This window comes from Klebsiella sp. YJ, assembly GCF_002108615.1.
Taxonomy (GTDB): domain Bacteria; phylum Pseudomonadota; class Gammaproteobacteria; order Enterobacterales; family Enterobacteriaceae; genus Klebsiella; species Klebsiella planticola.
Genome location: NZ_MTEG01000015.1, coordinates 1 through 23,284 on the forward strand (window position 1 = coordinate 1; position 23,284 = coordinate 23,284).

Below are 23,284 nucleotides of genomic sequence, written 5' to 3' on the forward strand. Positions count from 1 at the left end.
GGAGCGGTTCACCGCCAGACACCCGAGGCAGGAGCCCGGTGCGTAAATCGCGCACGCCGGGATCTGTGCGGGGGGTATCCGGTAACGGGTATCCCTACCGCGACATCTGATTTACCTTTACAACAAGGGGCAGTGCTTTTATTTCTTCATCGTCCAGCGCAGGGTTTCACCGGCAAGGAAAGGCACCAGGGTATCGTCCGGTAGGGCGATGCTGTCAACGACGGTGCTCTCTTCGCGCACCAGCTCAACAAAGGTGTCATTCACCGGCAGGCCGTAGAAGCGCGGGCCGTTGAGTGAACAAAACGCTTCGAGGTGCTGCAGGGCATTCATCTCTTCAAATACCGTGGCATAGCTGCTCAGCGCGGTCGGCGCGTTAAAGCACCCGGCGCATCCGCAGCTGGCCTCTTTACGATGGCGGGCGTGCGGAGCGGAGTCGGTTCCCAGAAACGCGCGGCTAAAGCCGCTGGCAACCAGCTCACGCAGCGCCTGCTGGTGGATGTTGCGCTTCAGAATCGGCAGACAGTAAAGGTGGGGGCGCACGCCGCCAACCAGCATGTGATTACGGTTAAACATCAGGTGCTGAGGAGTAATGGTCGCGGCCAGCAGTTCGTTACCGTCGCGTACGTATTCGGCGGCATCCTTCGTGGTGATATGTTCGAATACCACTTTCAGGCCAGGTAAACGCTGGCGCAACGGCTCCATTACCGTTTCGATAAAGCGCGCTTCGCGATCGAAGATGTCAATCTCGGCGTGGGTGACTTCACCGTGAACCAGCAGCGGCATGCCCAGTTTTTCCATGCGCTCCAGCACCGGCATGATGGCATCGATGCTGGTGACGCCGTGGCTGGAGTTGGTGGTGGCATTGGCCGGGTAGAGTTTTGCCGCCGTGAATACGCCAGCGTGGAATCCACGCTCCAGCTCTGCCGGGTCGAGCGTATCGGTCAGGTAGCAGGTCATCAACGGCGTAAAATCGTGCCCGGCGGGAACGGCGTCGAGGATACGCTGGCGATAAGCTATCGCCGCTTCAACGGTGGTGACAGGCGGCACCAGATTCGGCATCACGATCGCCCGGCCATAAAACTCACTGGTGTAAGGCACGACGGTCTTCAGCATATCGTCATCGCGCAGATGGATATGCCAGTCGTCAGGGCGGCGGATTTTCAATACCTGGGATTGTGCTGTCATGGAAAGCTCCGGCTAATAGGGTCAGTCATCAGGGCTGTTTTTGCCGGGCACTAAGGATAAGCGTAAACGTTTTCCTTTGCATCAATTTCCGTAAAAAAACGGGCGCCGCAGCGCCCGTCGTATTAATTGGTGAACGGGATGATAATTTCGCCCGGTTTCACCTCGATGCCTTTCGCGTATTTTTTCGCCAGCGCTTCGCCGGTGCTGGCGTCTTCGCGCAGGACGTAGGCCGGCTGCTGGTTAAAATAGCTACGCAGAGACTGATTCAGGTAGGGAATCAGGGTCTGCACGACGGATTGCAGCTTCTCAGGTGACACTTTCGCCTCTACGACCTCCATCTCCTGCAGGAAGATCGCGCCTTTCTCTTTATTAAAGACCGGCAGCGCCTTGAGCTTCAGATCGATGGTGGCTTTCTGGTTGCCGAATAACGAGTTCAGATCCAGGTTGGCAATGCCGCTCAGCGTCACTTTATTCGGCTCTTCACGGCCAATCGCGCTGGTCAGATCGTGTAACTCAATATGTGCATCCGCCACGCCCGGCAGGCCGATATCTTTGGCGAAATGGTTACGTTTCTGCAACGCCTGGTTAATTTCCTGCTCGCTAACTGAATACTGCGTAAGCTGGTTACAGCCGCTCAGAAGGCCGCTGACAATGAGCGCGGCCACGATAAACATCTTTTTCATTAGATTCCTTAACGGTCATGCCAGGACTTATCCTGACATAAAGCAGTATGGCCTGCCAGCATTCGACGCACTAGCGGAAAATGCTGAAAACAGGCCTTACGTTAAAGCTCAGGTCAGGTACGTGGCTCCAGCATGCCGGATGTCGACCGCTTCTGGCTGAACTGCCACCACAGGGCAAGGAAGGTAAACAGGCCGATAATACCCAGCATCAGCCACGGTAGTTCGGGCTGATTCAGCGCTTTACCCGCATCAAACAACCATCCGCCGCCGGCATAGCCAAACGCGCCGCCAAAGGCCAGCCCCAGCCGGCTGAAGCCCATATAGCTACCGCGCGCCCGGGCATCGGCTAAAGAGGCTCCCAGCGTTTCCCGCGCCGGTTCCGCAACGATCGATCCAATATAGAAGATACAAATCAGGGTAAACAGCTGCTGTAAGTTGCTGGTCAAGCCGATGGGCAGCATGGCGATGGTCATCACCAGTAACCCGGCCATCAGCCGATGCTCGAGGCGAAAGCGCTGTTCGCTCCAGCGGGCAATGGGGTAGAGCAGGGTTAACGATATAGCGGCTTCAATGGCATACATCCATTTTACCGCGGTCGGTGAACCGGCGATGTCGTTAACCATAATGGGCAGCATGAGCATCACCTGGACAGCCAGCATGTAGTAGCCGGTGAGCGTCAGAACGTAGGTGACAAAGCGCTTATCGCGCAGCACCCGACCCAGACCTTCCCGAACCGGCGTTTTCACGGTGGAAAGCTTCCACGCCGGGAGATACCAGGCGTTGAACGCGGCGCAGGCGACAAACAACGCCGCGCCCACGCTACAGACAAGACGGAAGTCATATTGCAGCAACCAGCTGCCGAGCAGGGCGCCGATCACCGCCCCGGCGCTGTCCTGCATCATCAGAATCGAAAAGAACCGCCCGCGCTGATGCGGGCGCACCAGCTTGACCACCAGCGCGGCGCGCGGCGGATCGAACAGGGTGCCGCCGAGCCCGGAGAGAATGCAGGAGAGCCACAGCACCCACGGTTCATGGGCCACGGCCATCGCCGCGAAACCGCCCGCGCGCATGAGCATGCCGGTGACGATCATCGGCTTGGCGCCAAAGCGATCGGCGACCGCGCCGCCAAAAATGCCTAATCCTTGTTGCACCAACTGGCGCAGGCCGAGCGCAATCCCGACCATCAGCGCCGCCCAGCCCATCTGGTCAACAAAGCGAATAGAAATCAGCGGGAAGACGACAAAAAAGCCCAAAACCACCAGCATGTTGTCGACCAACAGGAAATATTTACCCAGGCTCCTTGCCTGCGATACGCGGGACATTTCCCCTCCAGGGAAAATAAAGAGTTACCCGGATAGTGTGCGGGGAAGATGCTGACTTTCCCAGCATCCTTGCGACAATATTTTTTTATCAAAATGCAAGATCGATTGAGTCTATTCATCGAAAAAGGGAGATGGTGCAGAAAATGGTATGTTGCTGTTTTCACACAACCGTTCAGGACAGGTATAGTGAAGGGAGCAGGTAATCAGTCAGGGGAACAGGAGAAGGGAATGTTTGGCTATCGCAGTAACGTACCGAAGGTGCGTTTGACGACGGACAGGCTGGTGGTGCGGCTGGTATACGATCGTGACGCCTGGCGTCTGGCCGATTATTACGCGGAGAATAAAGGGTTCTTAAAACCCTGGGAGCCAGTGCGCGACGACAGCCACTGCTACCCCTCTGGCTGGCAGGCGCGTTTATCGATGATTTCCGAGTTTCATAAGCAGGGCTCGGCATTCTATTTTGCGCTGCTCGATCCGGAAGAGAAAGAGATTATCGGCGTGGCAAATTTTTCCAATGTGGTCCGCGGGTCGTTTCATGCCTGCTACCTTGGCTATTCCATTGGCGAGAAGTGGCAAGGCCAGGGGCTGATGTTTGAGGCCCTGACCGCGGCAATTCGCTATATGCAGCGCACGCAGCATATCCATCGCATCATGGCCAACTACATGCCGCATAATCAACGAAGCGGCGATTTACTCGCTCGTCTTGGCTTTGAAAAAGAGGGGTACGCCAAAAATTATCTGCTGATCGACGGGCAGTGGCGTGACCATGTACTGACGGCGTTGACGACACCGGACTGGACTCCGGGTCGCTGAGGAGAGAGCATGAAATATCAGTTAACCGCACACGAAGCGCGCGTCATCGGGTGTTTGCTGGAAAAACAGGTTACCACGCCTGAGCAGTATCCGCTGTCGGTCAATGCGGTGGTGACCGCCTGCAATCAGAAAACTAACCGTGAGCCGGTGATGTCGCTCAGCGAAAGTGATATTCAGGATCTGCTGGATACCCTGGTCAAACGCCATTACCTGCGTACCGTCAGCGGTTTCGGCAATCGGGTAACCAAATACGAACAGCGCTTTTGTAATTCTGAATTTGGCGATTTGAAGCTGTCTTCGGCGGAAGTGGCGGTTGTGACAACGCTGCTGCTGCGCGGCGCGCAGACCCCGGGCGAGTTGCGCAGCCGGGCGCAGCGAATGCATGACTTTAGCGATATGGCGGAAGTGGAGAGCGTGCTGGAAACGCTGGCAACCCGGGATGACGGGCCTTTCGTCGCGCGTCTGCCGCGCGAGCCCGGGAAGCGAGAATCCCGCTATATGCACCTGTTCTGCGATGATATGGACTCGCTTATTACCGCCGTTGAGGCCGTCTCGCCGCCGGCCGATGATCTTCTCGCGCGGGTTGAGGCGCTGGAAGGCGAAGTCGCGGAACTGAAAGAACGGCTGGCCTCGCTGCTGGCTCACCTGGGAGATTAATCGTGACCGCGAAATTACGCATTGGCGTGGTGGGGTTAGGGGGCATTGCGCAAAAGGCCTGGCTGCCGGTGCTGGGTGCCGCAGACGGTTGGACGCTGCAGGCGGCCTGGTCGCCGGGCAAAGAGAAAGCGCTGCGTATCTGCGAGGGCTGGCGCATTCCTTATGCCGACTCGCTGGAGCAGCTGGCGGCGCAGTGCGATGCGGTCTTTGTGCATACTTCAACGGCCTCGCATTTTGAGGTGGTCAGCCGCCTGTTGAATGCCGGGGTGCATGTGTGCGTGGATAAACCGCTGGCCGACAAGCTGAATGAGGCAGAGTCGCTGGTCGAACTGGCGGCGCGCCGCAAGCTCACGCTGATGGTCGGTTTTAACCGTCGCTTTGCGCCGCTGTATCGTGAACTCAAAACGCAGATGGGCAGCGCCGCATCGCTGCGCATGGATAAACATCGCAGCGACAGCGTCGGTCACGATCTGCGTTTTACGTTGCTGGATGATTATCTGCATGTGGTGGATACTGCGCTGTGGCTGGCGGGCGGTACCGCGCGCCTGAGCGGCGGCTCGCTGCAAACCACGGCCCAGGGCGAAATGCTCTATGCCGAACACCACTTCAGCACGCCTCAACTGGAGGTCACCACCAGTATGCACCGGCGTGCCGGTAGTCAGCGGGAGTGGGTGCAGGCCGTAACTGACGGCGGACTGTACGCCGTCTGCGATATGCGCGAATGGCAGGAGGAGCGCGGTCAGGGGGTGATTATGCGCCCGGTTCCGGGCTGGCAAACCACGCTGGAGCAACGCGGGTTTGTCGGCTGCGCGCGCCACTTCATCGAATGCGTGCAAAATCAGACGGTTCCGGAAACTGCGGGTGAACAGGCGCTGTTGGCCCAACGGGTGGTCGAAAAACTCTGGCGCGAGGCAATGAGTGAATAATTGGTTGTAACATCTGGGAGTAGTAATTCATGACGAACCCGGTAGACTATCGCCACTTTCCAGCGCCCGCAATCGCGGGCGTTTTACTTCAGGGTTGTGGAATAACACGTTAATGAACCTTTTAAAATCACTGGCAGCAGTCAGTTCGATGACCATGTTTTCACGCGTTCTGGGGTTTGCGCGTGATGCTATCGTCGCCCGAATTTTTGGCGCAGGGATGGCGACGGACGCCTTTTTCGTCGCGTTTAAATTACCGAATTTGCTGCGTCGTATCTTCGCTGAAGGGGCCTTCTCTCAGGCATTTGTACCCATTCTTGCCGAATATAAAAGCAAGCAGGGCGAAGATGCGACCCGCGTGTTTGTGGCCTATGTCTCTGGCCTGCTGACGCTGGTTCTGGCGGTCGTTACCGTTCTTGGAATGCTGGCGGCGCCCTGGGTGATTACCGTCACTGCGCCCGGTTTTGCCGACAGCCCGGATAAATTTACCCTGACCACCCAGCTGCTGCGCATCACCTTTCCTTATATTCTGCTGATTTCACTGGCGTCGTTAGCCGGGGCGATTCTCAACACCTGGAACCGTTTTTCCGTTCCCGCCTTCGCCCCGACGTTCCTCAACGTCAGTATGATCGGTTTTGCTCTGTTTGCCGCGCCCTATTTCCACCCACCAATGCTGGCGATGGCGTGGGCGGTCACCGTCGGCGGCGTGCTGCAGCTGGCCTATCAACTGCCGCATCTGAAAAAGATTGGCATGCTGGTTCTGCCGCGCATTAACCTGAAAGATGCCGGCGCAATGCGGGTGGTCAAACAGATGGGGCCGGCGATCCTCGGCGTCTCTGTTAGCCAGATTTCATTGATTATCAACACTATCTTTGCCTCGTTCCTGGTGTCCGGTTCGGTGTCGTGGATGTATTACGCGGATCGCCTGATGGAGTTTCCGTCCGGGGTCCTTGGCGTGGCGCTGGGGACTATTCTGCTGCCATCGCTGTCAAAAAGCTTTGCCAGCGGTAATCATGATGAGTACTGTCGCCTGATGGACTGGGGGCTGCGTCTGTGTTTCCTGCTGGCGTTGCCCAGCGCCGTGGCGCTGGGGATCCTGGCGAAGCCGCTCACCGTTGCGCTGTTCCAGTATGGGAAATTCAGCGCGTTTGATGCGGCGATGACCCAGCGCGCGCTGGTGGCTTACTCCGTCGGACTGATGGGACTGATTGTCGTTAAGGTACTGGCACCGGGCTTTTATTCGCGGCAGGACATTAAAACGCCGGTAAAAATCGCGATCGTTACGCTGATTATGACCCAGGTGATGAACCTGATCTTTATTGGCCCGCTGAAGCATGCCGGGCTGTCGCTGTCTATCGGCCTGGCGGCCTGCCTTAACGCCGGTCTGTTGTACTGGCAGTTGCGTAAGCAAAAGATCTTTACTCCGCAGCCTGGATGGTTCTCCTTCCTGCTGCGCCTGGTGGTTGCGGTGCTGGTGATGTCGGCGGCGCTGTTGGGCATGATGTATATCATGCCGGAGTGGTCGCAGGGCTCGATGCCGTTCCGTCTGCTGCGCCTGATGGCGGTGGTGGCGGCGGGCGTGGTGGCCTATTTTGCCACCTTAATGGTGCTGGGCTTCCGGGTTAAAGAGTTTGCCCGACGTACGGCCTGACGCCATACGCCGGATTGAAAGAGACCCGTTCCGCATTGCGGAGCGGGTTTTTTTATCGCACTGCGCGCGCTATGGATGCCAGACGGGCGCTTTCCCGCAGACGAATCACGAGCGCAATCGCGCCGGTAACTACGGCCAGGACAACGACGCCGTTCCAGCCGGCGACCACGTATAGTCGGCTGCCGAGTACTGAGCCGAGCGCCATACCAATAAACACGCCGGTGAACAGCAGGGCGTTCAGGCGACCGCGAGCCTGCGGCTCGAGGCTGTAAACCAGATTCTGATGCGCGACCAGGCTGGACTGCAGACCGAGATCGAAGCCGATCGCCGAAAGGCCGATCAGCAGCAGCTGACCATGTGGCGGCAGTAGCGGCATCAGGAACATCAGGGCGAAAGAAAGGGTAACCAGTCCGGCCCCTAGCTGAGTGACCCTTCCCGCGCCATATTTATCGGCCAGTCCACCCGCCAGCGGGGCGGCAAGGGCCCCGGCCGCACCGGCGATGCCGAATCCCCCGGCCACGGCGCTACCCATCTGATAATGTGCGAGCAGCATCACCGCTAGCGTTGACCAGAAGGCGCTGAAGGCGATGGATAAAAAGCCCTGGGCCAGTGCCGCGCGTCGCAGCGCAGGGTAGCGTTGCCACAGGTGCGCCATCGATTTCATCAGCTGCGGATAGCTTAGCGTTGAGTGAATCGCAAAGCGGGGCAGAATACGCCACATCAGCAGGCCGATGAGAGCGATACTCAGAGCTGCCGCCTGATACATCACCCGCCAACCGAACAGCGCCCCGACCAGTCCGCTGACGGTCCGCGAGAGCAGAATTCCCAGCAGCAGACCGGTCATCACCGTCCCGACCATTTTCCCCTGCTTACCCGCCGGGGCCAGAATCGCTGCTGCCGGAACAATATCCTGCGCCATCGTCGCGGCCATCCCGATCAATAAGCTGACCACCAGCAGTGAAGTGAGCTGGTCCGTCAGGCTACACAGCAGCAGCAGGACCGCCAGCGCCGCGCTTTTCAGTAGAATCAACGTCCGCCGGTCGTGGCGATCGCCGAGCGGCAGCAGAAACAGAATGCCCAGCGCGTAGCCGGCCTGGGTCAGGGTCGGGACGAGGCCCATCCCTTCAACGCTCAGGTGCAGGTTGGCGCCCATCAGCGGGAGCAGGGGCTGGGCGTAATAAATAGAGGCAACGCTAAAACCAGCGCCAAGAGCGAGTATAAAAATAATCCAGCCTGCCTCGCGGGAGGATAGTGGAGTCGGGGTCATGATGAAGTCCTCGTAGATGAGATGGCGCTATTCTTCCCCGAATGCCGCTGGCGCGGTAGATAGCGTGGTGGTAAAACGGTTATACGTTTAACGTATAGAGAAAGTGATAATGAAGAGGCAGGAGCGTATAGACCGCATTGAACTGATGCGGACCTTTATTCGAATTGTCGAGGCCGGTTCACTCTCTTCGGCGGCACGGCAGCTGGATACCACTCAGGCGACGGTCAGCCGCCGTCTGCAGTCGCTGGAGAGCATGCTCGGTAATCGACTGATCCTGCGTACAACGCATGCCATGAAGCTCACCGATGATGGTGAACGCTGTTATCAGCACGCGCGTCAGGTGGTGGATGCGTGGCTGGCGCTGGAGGACGAGATGAGTATTGCTGACGATCGGCCGGTAGGGGTACTGCGCGTGCGTGCGCCTCATGCCTTTGGTCAGCAGCAGCTGCTGGGGCCGCTGGTCAGTTTTCTGCAACGCTATCCGCAGCTGGCGGTGGAGTGGATGCTCAATGACAAAACCGTCGATTTTCTCAGTGACAATATCGATTGCGCGATTCGGGTGGGCGCTGAAGTTGACCCGGCCACGGTGTCGGTGCTGCTGGCCGAAGTTCCGCGTAGTCTGGTGGTTGCCCCACAGCTGTTGTCACGCTATCCGGCATTAGCGATGCCTGAGGATCTGTCGCGGCTGCCGTGGGTGGCCATCAGTACCTTTTATCAACATGAAGTGGAGTTGCAGCATCAGGAGGATAGCCGGGAGATATCGTTTGGTATTGTGCCCTGTCTGAGCACCGATAGCGTGTATGTGGCCCGTAATACGGCGCTGGCGGGGCTGGGGGTTGCTATCGTGTCGAGTTGGGCTGTGACGGAGGATATCGCCGCCGGTCGGTTGGTTGAGCTATTTCCGCAGTGGCGGGCCTCTTCGCTGCCGGTCCACCTGGTCTATCCGTGGGCGCGTTATTACCCGACCCGGCTACGAAAGTTTCTCGACCTGATGCGCGAAGTGATGCCGCAGGTTGCCGGGATGCAGCGTCCGGAGGGGGAATAAAAAAACCGGCCAGAGGCCGGTTTTTTTGATGCCGTACCGCGTTTACTCGGCAGGTTGTGGACGGGTTGGTTCCGCCGTCGCCTGATGAGTGGCGCTGTGGCCGCCTGCCGCACCTTTGCCGTCAAAGGCAAACGACGGGCGAACCCAGTCGCTGTGACGCGGCGCTTCTGGCTCGTAGGCCGGCGCCGGGGCACGCGTCATCGGGGCGGTCGCGTGGCGATGAGACACGATAACCGCCGCCGCGGGTGCGGCGACCACGACCGGAGCAGGCGCTGATTCGACGACCGGCGCTGTTTCCAGGACCGGAGCGGCTTCAACCACTGGGGCAGGTTCAACCACCGGAGCGGCTTCAACCACCGGCGCGGGTTCAATGACCTGCGGTGCCGGAGCTGCTTGTGCCACAACCGGGGCAGATTCCTCAACAACGGCTTCAGCTGCTGTTTCTACTGCTACCGTTTCCGGTTCTGCAGCAACCGGCGCAACACCGCTTTCTGCCTCAACAACCGGCGCTTCTGCGGCGATAGCATCCTGCGGCGCAACCTCGGTTTCGCGGGCGACTTCCGGCTGAACAGTCTGCGCGGCTTCAGCGGCGGTTGCTTCGGCTACGACAGGTTGTTCGGCGGCAGCAGGCACCGCCTCGGCAACCGCCGGGGCGACCACTTCTGCAATGGCGGCTTCAGCGACAGCAACAGGAGCGACAGTTTCAGTAACGGACGCCTGAACCTGCTGTTCTTCCTGCTGTTGATCCTGCGGACGGACAACCGGGTAACGAATCCACACTTTACCTGACGCCATTTCCGGGGATGCACAGGCTACGGTCAGCGGCATCGGCGACTGGGTCGGGTAACGCTCATCGCGGTAACGACGACGACGCTGGCCGCTGACGCGCAGATGACGCGGCGAGCGACGGGAGCGACGCGGCATACCGTTGGCTTCGCGAGACTCGTTGTTGTCGTCATGGTCGCCGTTGCTTTCAACGACGGCAGGCAGATCGACTTTCGCCAGTTCCGTGCGCGGAGCGACCGCTTCCGGCTGGACCGCAGGCACGGTTTCAACAACCTGATCGGCCGTTTCAGCTACCGCAGACTCGATGCGAACTTTCTGGGATAACTGACGCGGTTTACGACGGGACATCGTCTGAACGCGTTCTTCCTGCTCGACTTCCTGCTGAACTACTGGCTCTTCGCGCGTTTGTGCTTTGGCTTCCTGCGGAGCCTGGCGCTTCTCGTCATTACGACGACGATTACGCTCACGACGCGGCTGCTGCTCATCGCGCGCTTTGCCTTTTTCTGCATCCTCGGTCACCGTCTGACGAGATTCACGCGGCTCGACATTCTGCTGCTGTTTCTCGCGACGATTACGGCGGTTTTCCTCGCGGGATTCACGAGGTTCACGGCCTTCGGTATTTTCAGCACGGTTATCGCGGTTATCACGACCGTCGCGGTTATCACGGTTATCACGGCGATCGTTGCGATCGCGGCGATTGTTGGTCCGCGGTTTACGACGTTCTTGCTGACGTTCCGGTTTCTCTTCGGCTTTCTTCTCTACCTGAGGTTCTGCCGGTTTCGTCTCTTCTGCGCCGGAGAAGATGTTTTTCAGGGCGCCAAAGAAGCGGGAGAGCAGACCAGGCTGCGCTGGCGCAGCAGCGGCTACCGCTGGTTTTGCGGCGGCAGGTGCGGCAACAGGAACTTCCTGCTCTGGCGCAGGCGGGACGTCCGGCATCACGAAGGTGGCCAGGGCCGGCTGCTCAGGGCGCTTACGCTCGGCCGGTTCTTCGTCAGCAGGCAGCGCCATCTCTTCTTCGTGCAGTTTAGGCAGCAGATAGCTCAGGGTAGAGGTCTCTTCGCCTTTACGTACGCGCAGCACGGAGTAGTGCGGGGTTTCCATCTGATCGTTCGGGACGATGATCACGCGCACGTCGCCCTGGCGGGTTTCGATGGCGCTCACCGCAGCACGTTTTTCGTTCAGCAGGTAGGACGCAATCGGCACAGGCACGATAGCGTGAACTTCCTGGGTGTTCTCTTTCAGCGCTTCTTCTTCAATCAGACGCAGGATAGAGAGCGACAGGGATTCGTTATCACGAACGGTGCCGGTACCGCTACAGCGTGGGCAGACGTGATGACTGGATTCACCCAGCGACGGGCTCAGACGCTGACGCGACATCTCGAGCAGGCCGAAGCGAGAGATATGACTGATCTGGATACGCGCACGATCCTGACGCACCGCTTCGCGCAGGCGGTTTTCCACCGCGCGCTGGTGGCGTACTGGCGTCATGTCGATGAAGTCGATGACAATCAGGCCGCCGAGGTCACGCAGACGCAGCTGGCGAGCAATCTCATCGGCTGCTTCCAGGTTGGTGTTGAATGCCGTTTCTTCGATGTCGCCGCCGCGGGTGGCGCGAGCGGAGTTGATATCGATAGCGGTTAACGCCTCGGTGCTGTCGATAACGATTGACCCGCCGGAAGGCAGGCGCACTTCGCGCTGGAAGGCGGACTCAATCTGCGATTCGATTTGATAATGGCTGAACAGCGGGATTTCACCGGTGTACAGTTTGATTTTGCTGCTGAAATCCGGGCGGCCCAGTGCGGCGATGTGCTGGCGAGCCAGCTCAAGCACTTTCGGGTTATCGATCAGGATTTCGCCGATGTCCTGGCGCAGGTAATCACGGAAGGCACGCACGATGACGTTACTTTCCTGATGGATCAGGAACGGCGCCGGGCGGCTTTCAGCGGCTTTCTGGATTGCTTCCCAGTGTTTCAGACGGAAGCTCAGGTCCCACTGCAGCGCTTCGGCAGATTTGCCGACGCCCGCGGTACGCACGATAAGCCCCATGCCGTCCGGCAGCTCAAGGCTGGCCAGCGCTTCTTTTAGTTCCGTACGATCGTCACCCTCAATGCGGCGTGAAATACCGCCCGCGCGCGGGTTGTTCGGCATCAGTACCAGATAGCTACCCGCCAGGCTGATAAAGGTGGTGAGCGCGGCGCCTTTGTTGCCACGTTCTTCTTTATCAATCTGAACAATCACTTCCTGACCTTCACGCAGAACATCCTTAATATTCGGACGACCATGAGAATTGTAGTTAGCAGGGAAGTATTCGCGGGCGATTTCTTTGAGGGGGAGGAAACCATGACGCTCGGCGCCGTAATCAACAAACGCGGCTTCAAGGCTAGGTTCAATACGGGTAATTTTGCCTTTGTAGATGTTCGCTTTTTTCTGTTCGTGCCCGGGGCTTTCGATATCCAGGTCGTACAGGCGCTGCCCATCAACAAGGGCGACGCGCAACTCTTCCTGCTGAGTTGCGTTGATTAACATTCTTTTCATCGTAACTTACTCATTATTCTTACATTGACGACTAAGCTGCGGGCAGAGTATTGCCTTGCCGGGGGAAACCGATGGCCTCGTGTCTGTTTCACGTCGCCAACCTCACGGTTGTCGCGCGCTTAAGAGGCGCAGAGTGTCGGTCGCCTGTATTTCAAACGGAAACACAGCGCAATTAGCAGGGGAACAGCCTGGGATGTATCACCAGAGAAGATTCCATTTATACGCGTCATTTTTCAGGTTGCTTCTGCGTCGGCTTGCTCGTTTCACCCCTGTTGCTGACTTACTGATGATGTCAGTTCCGGAGATTCTCTCTTTCGCCGCCTTGGCGCATCCTGAATAATTTTGCGTATATCTCGTCGTCTTTCACGTTACAGATGTAGTGGCTTAACCCGCTCATCTCAATCAGCGGACTGAGTAGAGCACCCGGGAATACCCGGAGTCGACGCCTTCCTGCGACGTGAAATCCATAGAGGCCTGTACCGGTAAGGACTGCAACCCGCAGCCCGCTAACTGTCTGAAAGATCAATACGTCTTACGCCATTGCTGCGTGGATGATCGGTCAGACAAAATTGGTCATTCCGCTAATTTCTTGTTCTAACAAGATTCAACACGGAAAACGGCATCATTATTCCATTGCTAACCTTGTTATAGCAAGTTGACTTTTACCTTTTATCACCCGGTTACTCACAGTTTTTTCACCAGCGCATACAGATTGTTCTAATAACAAACAAAACGCCGATGAAGCATTCAATGAAAACCGGATAATGATAAATATAAGCATATAAAAATGAGTGGCGCTAATGCGTCGGGCTATTTAGAATCGCGCACCATGAAAACTGAGACTCCAAGCGTAAAAATGGTTGCCATTACCGCCGATGAAGCGGGGCAACGCATCGATAACTTTTTGCGTACGCAGCTAAAGGGCGTACCGAAGAGCATGATTTATCGCATCCTGCGTAAAGGCGAGGTGCGGGTGAATAAAAAACGCGTCAAGCCGGAATACAAGCTGGAAGCCGGCGACGAAATCCGCATTCCGCCTGTTCGGGTTGCCGAGCGTGAAGAAGAAGCCGTCTCCCCGCATCTGCAGAAAGTGTCGGCGCTGGCCGACGTGATTCTGTATGAAGATGACCATATTCTGGTGCTGAACAAACCTTCCGGTACCGCGGTGCACGGCGGCAGCGGCCTGAGTTTCGGCGTCATTGAAGGCCTGCGCGCGCTGCGTCCGGAAGCCCGTTTCCTCGAACTGGTTCACCGCCTTGACCGCGATACCTCCGGCGTACTGCTGGTCGCGAAGAAGCGTTCCGCGCTGCGTTCGCTGCATGAACAGCTGCGCGAAAAGGGGATGCAGAAGGATTATCTGGCGCTGGTGCGCGGGCAGTGGCAGTCGCACACCAAAGTGGTGCAGGCACCGCTGCTGAAAAACATTCTGCAGAGCGGCGAACGTATCGTTCGCGTCAGTCAGGAAGGAAAACCGTCGGAGACGCGCTTTAAGGTTGAAGAGCGCTATACGCACGCGACGCTGGTTCGCTGCAGTCCGGTGACCGGGCGTACGCACCAGATCCGCGTTCACACGCAGTATGCGGGCCACCCCATTGCCTTTGACGACCGTTATGGCGACCGCGAGTTTGACAAACAGCTGGCTGGCACCGGCCTGAATCGGTTGTTCCTCCATGCTGCCGCGCTGAAATTTACTCATCCGGGGACCGGGGAAGTGATGCGTGTCGAAGCGCCGCTGGATAACCAGCTGAAGCGCTGCCTGCAGGTGCTACGTAATAGTAAATGATCGTCCCGGCGGACGCTGAGTCCGCCGTTGTCATCTGCTGCGTCGCTGTGCCAGCACTCACCGCGACGTTTTTCTCCTTTATGGGTAAATGTACCCGCAGCACGCCGCGCCAGCGCGATATCCCCATACCACACACCCCATCAGGATTGCCGTTCGCCAGACCCCCGGGCCAGGCCAGACGGCGGCTGGCTCGCTCCCCACTACCACTGACCTGTCGCCAGCGCCATCCTGACTTCGGCAATAGTGGTGTTATTTCGCCCATCAGCGGATGGATAAACAGGCCGGCAGTCTGCCCCATCCCCACGGTGATGAGTAACATCAGGCTGGCAGGGGAACAGACAGCCGCGGCCAGGCGCGTGAGTGAGTCCACGGTTATTTTCAGTCGCTAAGAGGGGAAATGAGATGACTGGCTGAGACGGGAAAAAAACCGGGTAGAGCAGCAGGCCAGAACGGCAGTTCCGGCCCGGCAGAATAAACGGCTAGCGCAACAGCGGATTACAGCCTTCCCGGCGTAGCATCTGACACAGGGCGATCAGCGGCAGGCCCACCAGCGCATTCGGGTCACGTCCTTCCAGTCGCTCGAAAAGGGTAATGCCCAGACCTTCACTTTTAAAACTCCCGGCGCAGTGCAGCGGACGCTCTTTGCGCACATAATTGTCTATTTCCTGGTCGCTTAAATGGCGAAAATGGACATCAAAGGGTTCACACTCGGTTTGTAGATGGCCGTTGGCGGAATGATAAAGTGCCAGTCCGGTATAAAAGGTCACAATCGTGCCGCTGGCTTTCCTTAACTGCAGGCGCGCATTCTCTTCGCTGTGCGGCTTGCCGGTAATTTCGCCATCGAGGACGCAAACCTGATCGGATCCGATAATTAAGTGCCGGGGATAGCGTTCGGCAAGAGCCTGCGCCTTCGCCTGCGCCAGACGGACCACCAGCTGACGGGCAGATTCGCCGGGGTGGGGTGTTTCATCCACATCAGGCGCCGCGCAGTCAAACGGCATGGCCAGTTTTTCCAGCAGCATTCGCCGCCACGGCGAGGTCGACGCCAGGATAAGTTCAGACATATTTTTTCATCCACATATAGCGCTTCTAAGAGCATCATTTTAAACTATGGGCCGCAATGTGTGCGAATAAATGGCGAAAGGCAACCTGAGGCTGCCTTTTTCTTTGACTCTATGACATTACAAAGTTAATATGCGCGCCCTATGCAAAAGGTAAAATTACCCCTGACTCTCGATCCGGTTCGCACGGCTCAAAAACGCCTCGATTACGAAGGTATCTATGCCCGTGATCAGGTTGAACGTGTAGCCGATTCAGTAGTCAGCGTGGACAGCGATGTGGAATGCAGCATGTCGTTCGCTATTGATAATCAGCGCCTTGCCGTTATTACCGGCGATGCAAAGGTATCAGTAACCCTCGAATGTCAGCGTTGCGGGAAACCGTTCCCCCATCATGTCCACACCACGTATTGTTTTAGCCCCGTCAGAAATGACGAACAGGCCGAAGCACTGCCGGAAGCGTATGAGCCGATTGAGGTTAACGAATTCGGTGAAATCGACCTGCAAGCGATGGTTGAGGATGAAATCATTCTCTCCTTGCCTGTAGTTCCGGTGCATGATTCTGAACACTGTGAAGTGTCCGACGCGGACATGGTCTTTGGTGAACTGCCTGAAGAGGCACAAAAACCAAATCCATTTGCCGTATTAGCCAGCTTAAAGCATAAGTAATTGAGGAGTAAGGTCCATGGCCGTACAACAGAATAAACCAACCCGTTCCAAACGTGGCATGCGTCGTTCCCATGACGCTCTGACCGCAGTCACCAGCCTGTCTGTAGACAAAACTTCTGGTGAGAAACACCTGCGTCACCACATCACTGCCGACGGTTTCTACCGCGGTCGCAAGGTTATCGCTAAGTAATCACGCACGACTCCATGGATTTCGCGCGGCAAGAGGCGTAAGCGAGAACATCGCCGGCAGCATAGACAACTATGTGACTGGGATGAACAAGCACAGTCAACATACTTGCAGCGTGAAAGACAAAGAGTATGAGCGTGATGAAGCTTAGCGAGGATTTCCCCAGGTGACTGGGGAATAACCGAACCGGGCAGCGACGATATCTTGACACGTCTAACCCTGGCGTTAGATGTCATGGGGGGTGATTTTGGCCCATCCGTGACAGTGCCTGCAGCACTGCAGGCACTGAACTCTAATTCGCAACTCACACTTCTTTTAGTCGGCGACCCCGACACCATCACGCCATTACTTGCCAAAGCTGATTTCGAACAACGTTCGCGTCTGCAGGTGATCCCTGCGCAGTCAGTTATTGCTAGTGATGCGCGGCCCGCTCAGGCGATCCGCAGTAGCCGCGGAAGCTCAATGCGCGTGGCGCTGGAGTTAGTAAAAGAAGGGCGGGCGGAAGCCTGCGTCAGCGCGGGGAATACCGGCGCGCTGATGGGACTGGCCAAGTTATTACTCAAACCCATTGAAGGGATTGAGCGTCCGGCGCTGGTGACGGTGTTACCGCATCAGCAAAAGGGCAAAACGGTGGTGCTGGATTTAGGCGCCAACGTGGATTGCGATAGTACGATGCTGGTGCAGTTTGCGGTCATGGGCGCCGTACTGGCCGAAGAAGTGGTCGGCATTGAGAACCCCCGCGTCGCGCTGTTGAACATCGGCGAAGAAGAGATGAAGGGCCTCAGCAGTATCCGCGATGCCGCTGCGGTGCTGAAGACACTGCCGTCGCTGAACTATATCGGCTATCTTGAAGCCAACGAACTATTGACGGGCAAAACCGATGTGCTGGTTTGTGATGGATTCACGGGCAACGTCACATTAAAAACTATGGAAGGTGTTGTCAGAATGTTCCTCTCGCTGCTGAAATCACAGGGTGAGGGCAAAAAACGGTCGTGGTGGCTGCTGTTATTGAAGCGTTGGTTACAAAAAAGCCTGGCAAGGCGATTCAGTCACCTCAACCCCGACCAGTATAATGGCGCCTGTCTGTTAGGATTGCGCGGTTCCGTGATTAAGAGTCACGGTGCTGCCAATCAGCGCGCCTTCAGCGTGGCGATAGAGCAGGCAGTGCAGGCGGTGCAGCGGCAAATTCCTCAGCGGATCGCCGCTCGCCTGGAATCTTTATACCCAGCAGGTTTCGAACTGCCCACGGGCGACAGAAACGGGAACTCCCGGCAGCAAAGCGGGACGAACGAAGAAGGCTGACGCCCAGCGGTTTGAACAAGGCGGGTATATTACCCAAGAGTGACTGAGCGTACATGTATACGAAGATTATTGGTACCGGCAGTTATCTGCCCGAGCAAGTGCGTACTAACGCCGACCTGGAAAAAATGGTAGAGACGTCCGACGAGTGGATTGTTACTCGTACGGGTATCCGTGAACGTCGTATTGCTGCACCGAATGAAACCGTTGCTACGCTGGGTTTTGAAGCGGCAAAAAATGCGCTGGATATGGCGGGTGTTAAACCGGAGCAAATTGGTCTGATCGTTGTTGCGACCACCTCGGGTACTCACGCATTTCCAAGTTCGGCTTGTCAGATTCAGTCTATGCTGGGTATTAATGGCTGCCCGGCCTTTGACGTGGCGGCGGCGTGCGCAGGGTTTACCTACGCACTGAGCATCGCCGATCAATACGTGAAAAACGGAGCCGTGGACTACGCGCTGGTGATTGGCGCTGACGTTCTGGCGCGTACCTGCGATCCTGGCGATCGCGGGACGATTATTATTTTTGGTGATGGCGCGGGAGCCGTCGTACTGGGCGCTTCTGAAGAGCCGGGTATCATTTCCACCCACCTGCATGCGGATGGCCGCTACGGCGAGCTGTTAACGCTGCCGAACGCCGATCGCGTTGAGCCGGAAAATCCGATCTATCTGACGATGGCGGGCAACGAAGTGTTTAAAGTTGCCGTGACCGAACTGGCGCATATTGTCGATGAGACGCTGGCGGCTAACAATCTCGATCGCTCGGCGCTGGACTGGCTGGTACCGCATCAGGCTAACCTGCGCATCATCAGCGCGACGGCAAGAAAACTGGGGATGTCGATGGATAACGTGGTGGTGACGCTCGATCGTCATGGCAATACCTCCGCGGCTTCCGTTCCCTGTGCGCTGGATGAAGCGGTGCGCGATGGCCGCATCCAGCGTGGTCAGCTGATTCTGCTGGAAGCCTTTGGTGGCGGTTTCACCTGGGGTTCCGCGCTGGTTCGTTTTTAGGATAAGGATTTAGACATGACGCAATTTGCTTTTGTGTTCCCGGGACAAGGTTCTCAGACGGTCGGCATGTTGTCTGACATGGCAGCGGCGTATCCGGTTATCGAAGAAACTTTCCGTGAAGCCTCTGCGGCGTTGGGTTACGATCTGTGGGCGCTTGCTCAGCAGGGCCCGGCGGAAGAGCTGAACAAAACCTGGCAAACCCAGCCTGCGCTGCTGACTGCTTCCGTGGCGCTGTATCGCGTCTGGCAGCAGCAGGGCGGTAAGACCCCGGCTCTGCTGGCGGGTCATAGCCTGGGTGAGTATTCCGCGCTGGTTTGTGCCGGCGTGATTGATTTTGCCGACGCGGTGCGTCTGGTCGAAATGCGCGGCAAATTTATGCAGGAAGCGGTCCCGGAAGGGACCGGCGCGATGTCAGCGATTATCGGTCTTGACGATGCGTCTATTGCGAAAGCCTGCGAAGAGTCCGCCGAAGGGCAGGTCGTGGCTCCGGTCAACTTTAACTCTCCGGGCCAGGTGGTCATTGCCGGCAACAAAGAAGCCGTTGAGCGTGCCGGTGCTGCCTGTAAAGCTGCCGGTGCTAAACGTGCGCTGCCGCTGCCGGTGAGCGTCCCGTCCCACTGCGCGCTGATGAAGCCTGCGGCGGAAAAACTGGCTGTCGAACTGCAAAACATCACCTTTAACGCACCGGTTATTTCGGTGGTGAACAACGTTGATGTGCAGTGTGAAACGGCGCCAGACGCGATTCGCGATGCGCTGATTCGCCAGCTGTACAGCCCGGTTCAGTGGACCAAAACCGTTGAGTTTATGGCATCCCAGGGCGTAGAACACCTGTATGAAGTGGGACCGGGTAAAGTCCTCACCGGTCTGACCAAACGTATTGTTGACACCCTGACCGCTTCCGCGCTTAACGAGCCAGCAGCGATGTCTGCGGCGCTTGAGCAATAAAAGAGGAATACCATGAGTTTTGAAGGAAAAATCGCGCTGGTTACCGGTGCAAGTCGCGGCATTGGCCGCGCAATCGCAGAAACGCTTGTCGCCCGTGGCGCGAAAGTGATCGGCACGGCCACCAGCGAGAGCGGTGCGCAGGCGATCAGCGATTACCTCGGTGCTAATGGCAAAGGTATGCTGTTGAATGTGACCGATCCGGCATCTATCGAATCTGTTCTGGGAAATATTCGCGCAGAGTTTGGTGAAGTTGATATCCTGGTTAATAATGCCGGTATTACTCGTGATAACCTGTTAATGCGAATGAAAGATGATGAGTGGAACGATATTATCGAAACCAACCTGTCATCAGTTTTCCGTCTGTCAAAAGCAGTAATGCGCGCTATGATGAAAAAGCGTCACGGCCGCATTATTACTATCGGTTCTGTGGTCGGTACCATGGGAAATGCTGGTCAGGCCAACTACGCTGCGGCGAAAGCGGGTCTGATTGGTTTTAGTAAATCGCTGGCACGTGAAGTCGCGTCCCGCGGTATTACTGTTAACGTTGTTGCTCCGGGCTTTATTGAAACGGACATGACGCGTGCGCTGTCTGAAGATCAGCGTGCGGGTATTCTGGCGCAAGTTCCTGCGGGTCGCCTCGGCGATGCAAAAGAAATCGCCAGTGCGGTTGCGTTCTTAGCTTCTGACGAAGCAGGTTACATCTCTGGTGAAACCCTGCACGTCAACGGCGGAATGTATATGGTCTGACCGAGATTTGCACAAAACGCTCAGGAACCGCGCAGTCTGTGCGATCCCGAATGCGGTTTTGTGCAAAATGATTTGCGTTCTGAGGGCAAACACCCGCAAAATAGCGTAAAATCGTGGTAAGACCTGCCGGGATTTAGTTGCAAATTTTTCAACATTTTATACACTACGAAAACCATCGCGAAAGCGAGTTTTGATAGGAAATTTAAGAGTATGAGCACTATCGAAGAACGCGTTAAGAAAATTATCGGCGAACAGCTGGGCGTTAAGCAGGAAGAAGTTACCAACAATGCTTCCTTCGTTGAAGACCTGGGCGCTGATTCTCTTGACACCGTTGAGCTGGTAATGGCTCTGGAAGAAGAGTTTGATACTGAGATTCCGGACGAAGAAGCTGAGAAAATCACCACTGTTCAGGCTGCCATTGATTACATCAACGGTCACCAGGCGTAAGTGAACATCTCCAGGCGGTCATTCGACCGCCTGAGTTTTATCTTTTTTTGTCCCACAAGAATCTATTTTCCCTCCCTGGAGGACAACCGTGTCTAAGCGTCGTGTAGTTGTGACCGGACTGGGCATGTTGTCTCCTGTCGGCAATACCGTAGAGTCTACCTGGAAAGCTCTCCTTGCCGGTCAGAGTGGCATCAGCCTGATCGACCATTTCGATACTAGCGCCTATGCAACAAAATTTGCTGGCTTAGTAAAGGATTTTAACTGTGATGACATTATCTCGCGCAAAGAACAGCGCAAGATGGATGCCTTCATTCAATATGGAATTGTCGCTGGCGTTCAGGCCATGCAGGATTCTGGTCTTGAAGTAACGGAAGAGAACGCAACCCGCATCGGCGCCGCTATTGGTTCCGGTATTGGCGGTCTTGGCCTGATCGAGGAAAACCACAGTTCGTTAACCAACGGCGGACCTCGGAAGATCAGCCCGTTCTTTGTACCGTCTACAATTGTTAACATGGTGGCCGGGCATTTGACCATCATGTTTGGTCTGCGTGGGCCGAGTATTTCTATCGCGACCGCTTGTACCTCTGGCGTACACAATATTGGTCAGGCTGCGCGTATGATTGCGTATGGCGATGCTGATGCAATGGTGGCCGGCGGTGCGGAAAAAGCCAGTACCCCGCTTGGCGTGGGTGGCTTTGGCGCCGCGCGTGCGCTCTCAACCCGCAACGACAATCCGCAGGCGGCAAGCCGTCCGTGGGATAAAGATCGCGACGGTTTTGTGCTGGGCGACGGTGCAGGTATGGTGGTGCTGGAAGAGTACGAGCACGCCAAAAAACGCGGCGCGAAAATCTACGCGGAAATCGTCGGCTTTGGTATGAGCAGCGATGCTTACCATATGACGTCTCCTCCGGAGAATGGCGCCGGCGCGGCCCTGGCGATGGTGAATGCCATCCGCGATGCAGGGATTGAACCGGGCCAGATTGCTTACGTTAACGCGCATGGCACCTCGACGCCGGCGGGCGATAAAGCAGAAGCGCAGGCGGTTAAATCTGTCTTCGGTGACGCCGCAAGCCGCGTGATGGTCAGCTCAACCAAATCAATGACCGGGCACCTGCTGGGCGCTGCCGGAGCAGTAGAATCGATCTACTCCATCCTGGCGCTGCGCGATGGCGTGGTTCCGCCGACCATCAACCTGGATAATCCGGATGAGGGTTGTGACCTGGACTTCGTTCCACACGAAGCGCGTCAGGTTTCCGGTATGGAGTACGCGCTGTGTAACTCCTTCGGCTTTGGTGGCACCAACGGTTCACTGATCTTTAAAAAGATCTAAGCCCGTCGCGCTTGCCGCTAAATCCTGACTCAGGCCTGCATCAAATGCGGGCCTTCTTTTTTCTTCAGCTTTCTCTGCTTGTCCTGCGTAATTCATCCTGAGACACTGACAGGCCACCGATAAGGAGCCGCTATGTTCTTGATTAATGGCATTGAACGGGACACCCTGGCCGCTAATGACCGGGCCATTCAGTTTGGGGATGGGTGCTTTACCACCGCACGCATTGCGGGACGTAAAGTACAGATGTTGCCAGCCCACCTTCGCCGTTTGCAGCAGGCCTGCGAAAAACTGATGATTCCCTACACCCGCTGGCAAACGCTGGAAGAGGAAATGCGGCACCTGGCGCTGGCGCATGATGACGGCGTGCTTAAAGTCATTCTGACGCGCGGTGCAGGCGGACGCGGCTACAGCGGCGCGAGCTGTCAGGCTCCCACACGTATCCTCAGCGTTTCGGCTTATCCGGCGCATTATGCGCGCTGGCAAGAAACCGGCGTTGCGCTGACGCTAAGCCCGGTTCGGCTGGGACGTAATCCGGCGCTGGCCGGGCTGAAGCACCTAAACCGCCTGGAACAGGTGTTGATCCGGTCTCATCTTGAGCAGACGGACGCCGATGAGGCGCTGGTTCTTGACAGCGACGGGTGGCTTACGGAATGCTGTGCCGCGAATCTGTTCTGGCGCAAGGGGATGGATGTGTTTACGCCACGTCTCGATCATGCCGGGGTCAATGGCATTATGCGCCAGCATTGCATCGCGCAACTGGCACAATCGCCGTTTCGCGTTGTCGAAGTCACTGCGGGTGCGGAGGCGTTGCGTGATGCCGATGAAGTGCTGATATGCAATGCGCTGATGCCGCTGGTACCGGTTCGCCGCTGGGACGAGACATGCTGGTCCTCGCGAGAGCTTTATCATTTTTTAGCCCCACTGTGTGAGCTGTCTGGTTAG

The 23,284-nt window shown here is 56.9% G+C and carries 21 protein-coding genes; 15 read left to right on the forward strand and 6 right to left on the reverse strand.

What is annotated here, in order from left to right; genetic code table 11:
* Positions 1–138 precede the first annotated feature (138 nt).
* The 3 genes from pyrC to mdtH all read right to left on the reverse strand — a co-directional run bounded on the left by pyrC (position 139) and on the right by mdtH (position 3,190).
* A complete protein-coding gene (gene pyrC, locus BV390_RS16465; protein WP_032688379.1) occupies positions 139–1,185 on the reverse strand; it encodes a dihydroorotase in 1,047 nt (348 codons plus the stop codon).
* A 122-nt stretch (positions 1,186–1,307) separates the two neighbouring features.
* Positions 1,308–1,868, reverse strand: a complete 561-nt coding sequence (locus BV390_RS16470) for a lipoprotein (protein ID WP_032688378.1) — start codon at positions 1,866–1,868, stop codon at positions 1,308–1,310.
* Positions 1,869–1,981: 113 nt separating this feature from the next.
* Entirely contained in the window at positions 1,982–3,190 is a 1,209-nt protein-coding gene (mdtH, locus tag BV390_RS16475) for a multidrug efflux MFS transporter MdtH (protein WP_032688377.1), read from the reverse strand.
* 228 nt (positions 3,191–3,418) lie between these two features.
* Here mdtH and rimJ point away from each other — a divergent pair, with 228 nt between their 5' ends.
* From rimJ to murJ, 4 genes are all read left to right on the forward strand, one after another.
* On the forward strand, positions 3,419–4,003 hold the full coding sequence (gene rimJ, locus BV390_RS16480; RefSeq protein ID WP_004860498.1) for a ribosomal protein S5-alanine N-acetyltransferase: 585 nt from the start codon (positions 3,419–3,421) through the stop codon (positions 4,001–4,003).
* Between the two features lie 9 nt (positions 4,004–4,012).
* On the forward strand, positions 4,013–4,660 hold the full coding sequence (locus tag BV390_RS16485) for a YceH family protein (protein ID WP_032688376.1): 648 nt from the start codon (positions 4,013–4,015) through the stop codon (positions 4,658–4,660).
* Between the two features lie 2 nt (positions 4,661–4,662).
* Positions 4,663–5,586, forward strand: coding sequence for a Gfo/Idh/MocA family protein (locus BV390_RS16490; protein WP_032688375.1), 924 nt, complete (start codon positions 4,663–4,665; stop codon positions 5,584–5,586).
* 112 nt (positions 5,587–5,698) lie between these two features.
* Positions 5,699–7,234: a murein biosynthesis integral membrane protein MurJ gene (gene murJ / locus BV390_RS16495; RefSeq protein WP_032688374.1), complete on the forward strand. Its 1,536-nt coding sequence runs from the start codon at positions 5,699–5,701 to the stop codon at positions 7,232–7,234.
* Between the two features lie 52 nt (positions 7,235–7,286).
* Here murJ and BV390_RS16500 read toward each other — a convergent pair whose 3' ends face one another.
* On the reverse strand, positions 7,287–8,501 hold the full coding sequence (locus tag BV390_RS16500; protein ID WP_032700307.1) for an MFS transporter: 1,215 nt from the start codon (positions 8,499–8,501) through the stop codon (positions 7,287–7,289).
* A 109-nt stretch (positions 8,502–8,610) separates the two neighbouring features.
* Here BV390_RS16500 and BV390_RS16505 point away from each other — a divergent pair, with 109 nt between their 5' ends.
* A complete protein-coding gene (locus BV390_RS16505) occupies positions 8,611–9,546 on the forward strand; it encodes a LysR family transcriptional regulator (RefSeq protein ID WP_032688372.1) in 936 nt (311 codons plus the stop codon).
* Positions 9,547–9,588: 42 nt separating this feature from the next.
* Here the strand turns inward: BV390_RS16505 and rne are convergent, their stop codons facing one another.
* The gene (rne, locus tag BV390_RS16510) at positions 9,589–12,867 is read right to left on the reverse strand and encodes a ribonuclease E (RefSeq protein ID WP_085397120.1); all 3,279 of its coding nucleotides are present in this window, start codon (positions 12,865–12,867) and stop codon (positions 9,589–9,591) included.
* An 829-nt stretch (positions 12,868–13,696) separates the two neighbouring features.
* Between rne and rluC the strand changes: the two genes are divergently transcribed.
* Entirely contained in the window at positions 13,697–14,650 is a 954-nt protein-coding gene (gene rluC, locus BV390_RS16520) for a 23S rRNA pseudouridine(955/2504/2580) synthase RluC (protein ID WP_015584649.1), read from the forward strand.
* 479 nt (positions 14,651–15,129) lie between these two features.
* Here the strand turns inward: rluC and BV390_RS16525 are convergent, their stop codons facing one another.
* On the reverse strand, positions 15,130–15,714 hold the full coding sequence (locus BV390_RS16525; protein WP_032688367.1) for a Maf family protein: 585 nt from the start codon (positions 15,712–15,714) through the stop codon (positions 15,130–15,132).
* 141 nt (positions 15,715–15,855) lie between these two features.
* Here BV390_RS16525 and yceD point away from each other — a divergent pair, with 141 nt between their 5' ends.
* From yceD to pabC, 9 genes are all read left to right on the forward strand, one after another.
* Entirely contained in the window at positions 15,856–16,377 is a 522-nt protein-coding gene (yceD, locus tag BV390_RS16530) for a 23S rRNA accumulation protein YceD (RefSeq protein WP_032695736.1), read from the forward strand.
* Between the two features lie 16 nt (positions 16,378–16,393).
* Positions 16,394–16,567, forward strand: a complete 174-nt coding sequence (rpmF, locus tag BV390_RS16535; RefSeq protein ID WP_000290724.1) for a 50S ribosomal protein L32 — start codon at positions 16,394–16,396, stop codon at positions 16,565–16,567.
* A 201-nt stretch (positions 16,568–16,768) separates the two neighbouring features.
* Positions 16,769–17,866, forward strand: a complete 1,098-nt coding sequence (gene plsX, locus BV390_RS16540) for a phosphate acyltransferase PlsX (protein WP_071824628.1) — start codon at positions 16,769–16,771, stop codon at positions 17,864–17,866.
* 53 nt (positions 17,867–17,919) lie between these two features.
* Positions 17,920–18,873 carry a beta-ketoacyl-ACP synthase III gene (locus tag BV390_RS16545; protein WP_032688349.1) on the forward strand — a complete coding sequence of 318 codons (954 nt, stop codon included), beginning with the start codon at positions 17,920–17,922 and terminating at the stop codon, positions 18,871–18,873.
* 15 nt (positions 18,874–18,888) lie between these two features.
* Entirely contained in the window at positions 18,889–19,818 is a 930-nt protein-coding gene (gene fabD, locus BV390_RS16550; RefSeq protein ID WP_032688348.1) for an ACP S-malonyltransferase, read from the forward strand.
* A 12-nt stretch (positions 19,819–19,830) separates the two neighbouring features.
* Positions 19,831–20,565: a 3-oxoacyl-ACP reductase FabG gene (fabG, locus tag BV390_RS16555; protein WP_004860512.1), complete on the forward strand. Its 735-nt coding sequence runs from the start codon at positions 19,831–19,833 to the stop codon at positions 20,563–20,565.
* A gap of 210 nt (positions 20,566–20,775) precedes the next feature.
* A complete protein-coding gene (acpP, locus tag BV390_RS16560; RefSeq protein ID WP_000103754.1) occupies positions 20,776–21,012 on the forward strand; it encodes an acyl carrier protein in 237 nt (78 codons plus the stop codon).
* 88 nt (positions 21,013–21,100) lie between these two features.
* Positions 21,101–22,342: a beta-ketoacyl-ACP synthase II gene (gene fabF, locus BV390_RS16565; protein WP_032688347.1), complete on the forward strand. Its 1,242-nt coding sequence runs from the start codon at positions 21,101–21,103 to the stop codon at positions 22,340–22,342.
* Positions 22,343–22,474: 132 nt separating this feature from the next.
* A complete protein-coding gene (pabC, locus tag BV390_RS16570) occupies positions 22,475–23,284 on the forward strand; it encodes an aminodeoxychorismate lyase (RefSeq protein ID WP_032700304.1) in 810 nt (269 codons plus the stop codon).

Excerpts from the sequence above, each read along its gene's own strand:
- pyrC (WP_032688379.1), bottom strand. The coding sequence starts at position 1,185 with ATGACAGCACAATCCCAGGTATTGAAAATCCGCCGCCCTGACGACTGG.
- BV390_RS16470 (WP_032688378.1), bottom strand. The coding sequence starts at position 1,868 with ATGAAAAAGATGTTTATCGTGGCCGCGCTCATTGTCAGCGGCCTTCTG.
- mdtH (WP_032688377.1), bottom strand. The coding sequence starts at position 3,190 with ATGTCCCGCGTATCGCAGGCAAGGAGCCTGGGTAAATATTTCCTGTTG.
- rimJ (WP_004860498.1), top strand. The coding sequence starts at position 3,419 with ATGTTTGGCTATCGCAGTAACGTACCGAAGGTGCGTTTGACGACGGAC.
- BV390_RS16485 (WP_032688376.1), top strand. The coding sequence starts at position 4,013 with ATGAAATATCAGTTAACCGCACACGAAGCGCGCGTCATCGGGTGTTTG.
- murJ (WP_032688374.1), top strand. The coding sequence starts at position 5,699 with ATGAACCTTTTAAAATCACTGGCAGCAGTCAGTTCGATGACCATGTTT.
- BV390_RS16500 (WP_032700307.1), bottom strand. The coding sequence starts at position 8,501 with ATGACCCCGACTCCACTATCCTCCCGCGAGGCAGGCTGGATTATTTTT.
- BV390_RS16505 (WP_032688372.1), top strand. The coding sequence starts at position 8,611 with ATGAAGAGGCAGGAGCGTATAGACCGCATTGAACTGATGCGGACCTTT.
- rne (WP_085397120.1), bottom strand. The coding sequence starts at position 12,867 with ATGAAAAGAATGTTAATCAACGCAACTCAGCAGGAAGAGTTGCGCGTC.
- rluC (WP_015584649.1), top strand. The coding sequence starts at position 13,697 with ATGAAAACTGAGACTCCAAGCGTAAAAATGGTTGCCATTACCGCCGAT.
- BV390_RS16525 (WP_032688367.1), bottom strand. The coding sequence starts at position 15,714 with ATGTCTGAACTTATCCTGGCGTCGACCTCGCCGTGGCGGCGAATGCTG.
- yceD (WP_032695736.1), top strand. The coding sequence starts at position 15,856 with ATGCAAAAGGTAAAATTACCCCTGACTCTCGATCCGGTTCGCACGGCT.
- rpmF (WP_000290724.1), top strand. The coding sequence starts at position 16,394 with ATGGCCGTACAACAGAATAAACCAACCCGTTCCAAACGTGGCATGCGT.
- BV390_RS16545 (WP_032688349.1), top strand. The coding sequence starts at position 17,920 with ATGTATACGAAGATTATTGGTACCGGCAGTTATCTGCCCGAGCAAGTG.
- fabD (WP_032688348.1), top strand. The coding sequence starts at position 18,889 with ATGACGCAATTTGCTTTTGTGTTCCCGGGACAAGGTTCTCAGACGGTC.
- fabG (WP_004860512.1), top strand. The coding sequence starts at position 19,831 with ATGAGTTTTGAAGGAAAAATCGCGCTGGTTACCGGTGCAAGTCGCGGC.
- acpP (WP_000103754.1), top strand. The coding sequence starts at position 20,776 with ATGAGCACTATCGAAGAACGCGTTAAGAAAATTATCGGCGAACAGCTG.
- pabC (WP_032700304.1), top strand. The coding sequence starts at position 22,475 with ATGTTCTTGATTAATGGCATTGAACGGGACACCCTGGCCGCTAATGAC.